The 6,128-nt window shown below is 66.0% G+C and carries 7 protein-coding genes; 5 read left to right on the top strand and 2 right to left on the bottom strand.

Annotation, left to right across the window (positions count from 1 at the left end):
* The 5 genes from V7Q81_RS13920 to V7Q81_RS13940 all read left to right on the top strand — a co-directional run.
* Window positions 1-420: lipid A-modifier LpxR family protein (locus V7Q81_RS13920; protein WP_333844409.1), on the top strand; the 420-nt coding region annotated here is incomplete at its 5' end.
* Window positions 421-495: 75 nt separating this feature from the next.
* On the top strand, window positions 496-924 hold the full coding sequence (locus tag V7Q81_RS13925) for a VOC family protein (RefSeq protein WP_333844411.1): 429 nt from the start codon (window positions 496-498) through the stop codon (window positions 922-924).
* A 30-nt stretch (window positions 925-954) separates the two neighbouring features.
* Window positions 955-1,416: a YbaN family protein gene (locus V7Q81_RS13930; RefSeq protein ID WP_333844413.1), complete on the top strand. Its 462-nt coding sequence runs from the start codon at window positions 955-957 to the stop codon at window positions 1,414-1,416.
* Window positions 1,417-1,576: 160 nt separating this feature from the next.
* Complete coding sequence (locus V7Q81_RS13935) at window positions 1,577-2,776, top strand: cation:proton antiporter (RefSeq protein WP_333844415.1); 1,200 nt, start codon at window positions 1,577-1,579, stop codon at window positions 2,774-2,776.
* The gene (locus V7Q81_RS13940; RefSeq protein ID WP_333844417.1) at window positions 2,776-3,900 is read left to right on the top strand and encodes a YbdK family carboxylate-amine ligase; all 1,125 of its coding nucleotides are present in this window, start codon (window positions 2,776-2,778) and stop codon (window positions 3,898-3,900) included. The genes V7Q81_RS13935 and V7Q81_RS13940 overlap by 1 nt, the downstream gene beginning before the upstream one ends.
* A 163-nt stretch (window positions 3,901-4,063) precedes the next feature.
* Here V7Q81_RS13940 and V7Q81_RS13945 read toward each other — a convergent pair whose 3' ends face one another.
* Both V7Q81_RS13945 and V7Q81_RS13950 read right to left on the bottom strand, forming a co-directional pair.
* The gene (locus V7Q81_RS13945) at window positions 4,064-4,264 is read right to left on the bottom strand and encodes a DUF2905 domain-containing protein (protein ID WP_333844418.1); all 201 of its coding nucleotides are present in this window, start codon (window positions 4,262-4,264) and stop codon (window positions 4,064-4,066) included.
* Between the two features lie 43 nt (window positions 4,265-4,307).
* On the bottom strand, window positions 4,308-6,128 hold a 1,821-nt coding region (locus tag V7Q81_RS13950; protein WP_333844420.1), incomplete at its 5' end, for a translocation/assembly module TamB domain-containing protein.

The following is a 6,128-nucleotide window of genomic DNA, read 5'->3' on the forward strand; positions in this document are numbered from 1 at the left end:
GGGTGGGACCTCGTGCCGGCGGTGGGGGCGAACCTGGGCAATGTCTCAACCGCGGGCGGGGTCTTGCTGGAGTTGCGCTTCGGCTACCGCGTGCCGCCGGACTTCGGGCAAGTGAGTTTGCTCAATAGCGGCCCGGTGACGGGCCCTACTGCCCGCGCCGCGTCCGGCCATTCCTTCTACGGCGTGTTGGCTCCTTGGGCGGAGGCGGTGGCGCGGAACGTTTTTCTCGACGGCAATACCTGGAAAGACAGCCGTCGCGTGGACAAGAAGCCTTTTGTCGCCGGCCTGGCCGCGGGGATGGGGCTACGCGCCGGAGAGCTTTCGTTGAACCTCTTGACGGTCTACCGGACGCGGGATTTCGAAACCCAGCCCCACGACCATCATCTTTACGCCGTCTTGATCTTGTCCTACCCGTTATGACCCGCCGGTAAGCCGGCGTCGGCGTCGTATAATAACTCGCTCTCACGTCATTTCGAGCCTGCCGGAGGCTGCATCATGCTGACCCCGTTCCATCTGGCCATCCCCGTGCGCGACCTGGACGAAGCCCGCCGTTTCTACGGCGGCGTGCTGGGCTGTCCCGAAGGTCGCAGCGACCAGACCTGGGTGGACTTTGACCTTTTCGGCCACCAAGTGGTGTGCCATCTGGACCCCAGCCTTGGCAAAGAGGGCCGGGTGCGAGCCCACGTCAATCCCGTAGACGGCCATGGCGTGCCTGTTCCCCACTTCGGTGTCGTGCTGACCATGGAACAGTGGGAATCCCTGGTGCAGCGGTTACGAGCTCAGGGGGTTCGGTTCGCCATTGAGCCCTACATCCGTTTCAAGGGCTTGGTCGGGGAGCAGGCGACCCTGTTCTTTTACGATCCTTCAGGAAACGCGCTGGAGTTCAAGGCGTTCCGGGACCTATCCCAGCTCTTCGCCCGATAGCATCTGCTCGGCGCTCCACGGCCTCGCTCCGTGACCAGACACCAGGAAAAACCGTCATTGCGGCTGCACGGCTCGGCCACGGTACGGGGCCTGCTGCTGGCGGCGGGATCCCTGTGCGTAGGCTTGGGTCTGCTGGGGCTTGTTTTCCCCGTGCTTCCCACCACCCCCTTCTTGCTGCTGGCCGCCGCCTGTTACGCGCGGGCCTCGGAGCGCTTCCACAGCTGGTTGGTACACAATGCCATCTTTGGTCCGATCATCCAGGAATGGCAACGTCATCGCAGCCTCCCTTACCGCACCAAGGTGAACGCCATCGCCCTCATGCTGCTCACCCTGGGCGTGTCCATCGTCTTTTTCGTCTCCCATCCCATGGCCCGGGTGCTGCTGGCCGTCCTGGGCGCGGCGCTGGCGCTTTATCTCTACCGCATTCCCTCCCGCGACCGCCCCGGCGGCAATTTCAAAGACAGCAGCCACGGGCCGGGCGACACGGCTTAAGCGGGCCCGAAACACGCCGAGATGTCTTCGCCCGGCGGTGTCCCCCACCGTGATTGTGGGTTTGTTCTGAGATATCCGGGTTAAAATCCGGCCTTCGGAATGCTCCATTGGCTTTTCGCTTTTCGGCCTGAAACGAGGCCGTCCTATCGGGAAAGAGCGCATGGACCAGTGGTTTTTTCTGCCGTCGTGGCCCCTTCGCGCTTCCAGCCTGCTGTGGTTCGCCATCGTGTTGATCGCCGCCGCGGCGGCGGGAGAGGCGGCCGGACGCTGGCTGCGTCTGCCGCGCCTGCTGGGCTATCTGGCCGCGGGGATCGTGGCCGGACCTCAGCTCACGGGGCTACTCCATCCGGGCACCCTAGGGGAGCTGCGCTTGCTACTGGACCTCGCCATCGGCCTCATCCTGTTCGAGCTGGGGCAACGGGTGGACCTCAACTGGCTGCGGCGCAACCCGGGCCTGCTGGCCACTAGCCTGCTCGAGAGCGCGCTCACCTTCCTGGCGGTATTCAGCGTGTTGTCCGCTCTCGGCAGCCGGCCGCTCATCGCCGGTCTCGCAGGCGCCATCGCGGTGGGGACCTCCCCCTTCGCCGTCATGACCATCACGCGGGAATTGCACGCCGAAGGCCAGGTCACCGAGCGGCTGCTCCTGCTGACCACCTTGAACGCTATCTATGCCTTCGTGGCCCTCGCCCTGCTGCTCGCCGGCATGCATCTGGAAGAGCGCAGCGGCTGGCTGGTCATGGTGCTGCATCCCTTGTACCTGATCGGCGGGTCCCTCGCCATCGCTCTCGCGACGGCGGGAGCACTGCTCGTACTGCTGCGCTATCTCGGCCGCCAGGAAGATGCCCAGGTGGGAGCGGCCATCGCGGTGGTGATCCTCGCCGTCACGCTGACGACCAGCCTGAATCTCTCGGTGGTGTTGAGCCTGCTCGCCTGCGGCGCGCTCACCCGCACCCTGGACCGCGCGCGGCGCTTCGCGTCGGTACGCTTCGGCGACGTGGGGCTACTTGCCACCATTGTGGTCTTCGCCTTGACCGGGGCGGCGATCGAGCTCAAGGACCTGGGCGCAGTGGTCCTTCCGGCGCTGGCCCTGGTGGTGGTCCGGCTCCTGGGCAAGGCGGCCGGGGTGCTCGCCCTGGCGCCGTTTTCGGCCCTGAGCGTGAGAAAATCAGGGCTTCTCGCCCTGGCCCTGATGCCCATGTCCCTGATGGCGGTGATTCTGCTCAAAGAGGCCTCCGCTGCTTATCCCGTTTTGAGCGGAGAAGCCACCGCGGTGGTCATGGTGGCGGTGGCTCTCATGGAGGTCCTGGGGCCCCTTGCCACCCATTATGCGCTGCGCGCTTCCGGCGAAGCGAGGACGTGATGCCCCCTCTCGAGTTCAAGCCCTCGACATTTCTCAGCTTCGGCGTGGAGCTGGAGCTGCAACTGGTCAACACCCGAGACTGGGATTTGACCCGAGGGGCGACGGATCTGCTCGCACTGCTGGAGAAGGGAAAGCACCCCGGCGACGTGAAACCCGAGATCACCGAGAGCATGATCGAGATCAGTACCTCGGTTCATAGTTGCTACGAGACCCTGGCCGAGGAGTTGCGTGCCATCCGCGATGCCGTGGTCAAGGCGGCCGACCGGCTCAACATTGGAGTGGCCGGCGGCGGTGCCCATCCCTTCCAGCGCTGGAGCGAGCGCCAGATCTGCGACCGCCCCCGCTTCCGCCACCTGTCGGACTTGTACGGTTACCTCGCCAAGCAGTTCACCGTCTTCGGCCAGCATATCCACGTGGGCTGCCGCGACGGGGACCAGGCGCTAGAGCTCATGCACGGGCTCGCCCGCTACATTCCCCATTTCATCGCCCTGTCGGCCGCCTCCCCTTACTACCAGGGCGTGGACACGGCCTTCGACTCGTCCCGGTTGAACGCCATCTTCGCTTTCCCTTTGAGCGGCCGGGCACCGTTTTTGACCCGTTGGAGCGAGTTCAATGGGTACTTCGAAAAGATGGCCGGCTCGGGCATCGTGGGCTCGATGAAGGATTTCTACTGGGACATCCGTCCCTCACCCGGTTACGGCACCTTGGAGATTCGGGTATGCGACACGCCCCTCACGGTGGAGCGGGCAGCGGTTCTTGCCGCCTACGCCCAGGCCTTGTGCCGCTTTCTTCACGAGGAGCGCCCGTTCCAGCTCAAGGAGGAGATGTACCTGGTCTATACCTACAACCGCTTTCTCGCCTGCCGTTTCGGGCTCGACGCGGATCTGGTGGATCCGGAAAAGGGAACGCGCCGCACGCTCAAGGAGGATATTTCGGCGACCTGCGAGCGATTACGGCCCCACGCCCGGGAACTGGGCGCCGAGGCGGCGTTAGAGGAAGTGCTGAGTTGGATCCAGAGAGGAGGAAACGACGCCCGCTGGATGCGGGAAGTTTACGCCGAGACCCATTCCTTGCAAGACCTGGTCTGGCGCCAGACCGGGCGCTGGCGCGGCGAAGGCGGTTGAGAAGCTCGCTACCGAGCCGCGGAGGTGCCAGGGAAAGCGGAGTCGTCTGGCCCGAAGCGCGCAGCGGGACGAAAGGGGAACAAAGGATGGGTTTGCTCGACGCTCGTCGTGTTTTGAGCAGTCATCTCTTGGTACCGCTGCGGGTCGGAAATCTCTTCCGGTTCTAGCGGCGAAAAATCCAGAAAAGCAGGGTGAGCACCAGGGAGACGATGATGCTGGTGGTAATCGGGAAGTAAAACGAGAAGCCCTCCCGCTCGATATGGATGTCGCCCGGCAAGCGGCCCAATCCCAGCTTGGACAGCCATGGCCAGGCGAGACCGATCAGGATCAGGACAAGCCCGATGATGATGAGCCAGCGCCCCATGAGGGCATTGTAGCGCGAGCCCGTGCCGTGGGGGGAGAGTGCGTCAGTCGAAGGAGAGGGTATAGACCAGGTTGACGCCGTTGGCTGTGCCCGTGACCGCCTGGATCGCCCACTTCTCGGACAGCATCATGGTAATGCGGGCCACGTTTCCTGTGCCTTCCAGGCTCCGCCCCACGCTCACGTAGACCGCGGAGGTGAGCTGCGTGCCCAGGGTGATCTCTTGCTGCTGCTGACGGAAGGTGCTGAAGCCGAACTCGGTGTCGGCGACGGCCGTGCCGGGGCCGAGGATGAGCCAGGCGAGCTTCTGATTGTCCGGAACGGGCGGGTGGGAATAGAGGCTGGTGCGGGGCGAGAGGGCGGTGCCGGTGATGAGGATCCCTGCCTCGGCGGTGGGACTTTTGCGCACTGCCAGGATGTCCAGCTTGGGATTCGCCAGTGGCCCGTCGAAGAGCAGCGCGCCTCGCTCGATAGTGAGCTGCTGCCCGTAGGCCCGGTAGCTGCCCTCGGCCACCCGCACGGTGCCTTTGACCCGGACCGGTCCCACGCTGTCGGAGACCACACGGAAGCGCCCGGCGAGCCGCGCTTCCAGCCCTTCACCGCGGATGCGAAAGTCCTGGCCCAAGTCGATGTCCAGGTCGAAGGCGAACCCGAGGGGAGGGCCTTCTTCCGGCACCGGAGCGCCGACGATCACCACGTCCTCCGACAGGCTGGGCGTTTCGAAGGATTCGAGCTCGAGCAGCCCCCGATCCGCCTGGAACTTTCCGGTGATCGACAGTCTCCCCCCTTCGCCGCGCACCTTGGCGCTGCCGCTGGCCACCAGCACTTGATCGGGCCGCTGGACCAGGGTGGCCCGCACGGCCTGCACGTCCAGGTCCAGGACCGGCGCACCGTTCACTAGGCGGCCGCTGCCCGTCGCCTCGAGGCTGCCTTCCCCCGCCCGGAACACGGCGCGGCGTAGCCGCAGGCCAGCCTGGTCGAAATCCACTTCAGCCTCACCCCCCTCGAAGGCGAGCCCCAGATCCTCCCGCCGTAGCGCCAGGTTTTGGGCGCGCAAACTCCCCCGCAGCCCGGGCGCCTGCAGGCTGCCCTGGGCGGTGAGGGCGCCGCGCACGGATCCGTCCAGTGCTACCCCGACGCGAAGCAGCCGGCCGACCCAGGCGAGGGAAGGCATGTCCAGTTGGACCTCCAGGGCCAAGGGCGCTTCCGGCGCGATGCGCCACAAGCCGCCTTCCCGGTGGGCTACGGTGCGGAAAGTTCCCGCGACGCGGCCGAGGCGGGTGCCCGTGGCAGAAAGCTGTCCTGCGATGACGTTATTCTGGACTTGGGCCACGAAGGCGAGGCGCTCCAACCCGAGCGCTAGGGGCCGGCCTCCCTGGAACACGACATCGCCCCGCTCCCGCCACACCTCCACGGCGCCGTTTAAGGTAGCCGAGGCGTCGATCCTCCATCGGGCGCCCAAGACCAGGGAGAGCTCGAACCCTGCCTCGCGTGCTAAGGCCGGGGCCAGGGCCGCGAGCGGCAACCCTTCGGCCCGACCGGCCCATCGCACTTGATCGCCATCGGCGAGCAGGGGTTCGAAATCCACCCGCCCGCCGCCGGTGAGCTCGAGCCGCCCGGCGCCCAGGGCGAGGCGCCGCCGGGAGAGTTCCAGGGAGACTGGAGCCGCGAGGGTCAGGGGATAGGGCTCAGCGGTGCGAAGGTCCACCAGGCGCCCGGACCAGGCCGGTTCTGGATCCAGCTCGAGGGCTCCCTGTGCTCGGGCTTGCCCCGCGATCCCGGGCCCTTCCAGCTGCACTTGGAAGACATGGCTGCGCTGGGTGCCCTGCAGATTGAGCGTTGCCCCGGCCAGGGCCCACCCCCCCAG

It is taken from the genome of Pelomicrobium sp. (assembly GCF_036803785.1).
Lineage (GTDB): Bacteria > Pseudomonadota > Gammaproteobacteria > Burkholderiales > UBA6910 > Pelomicrobium.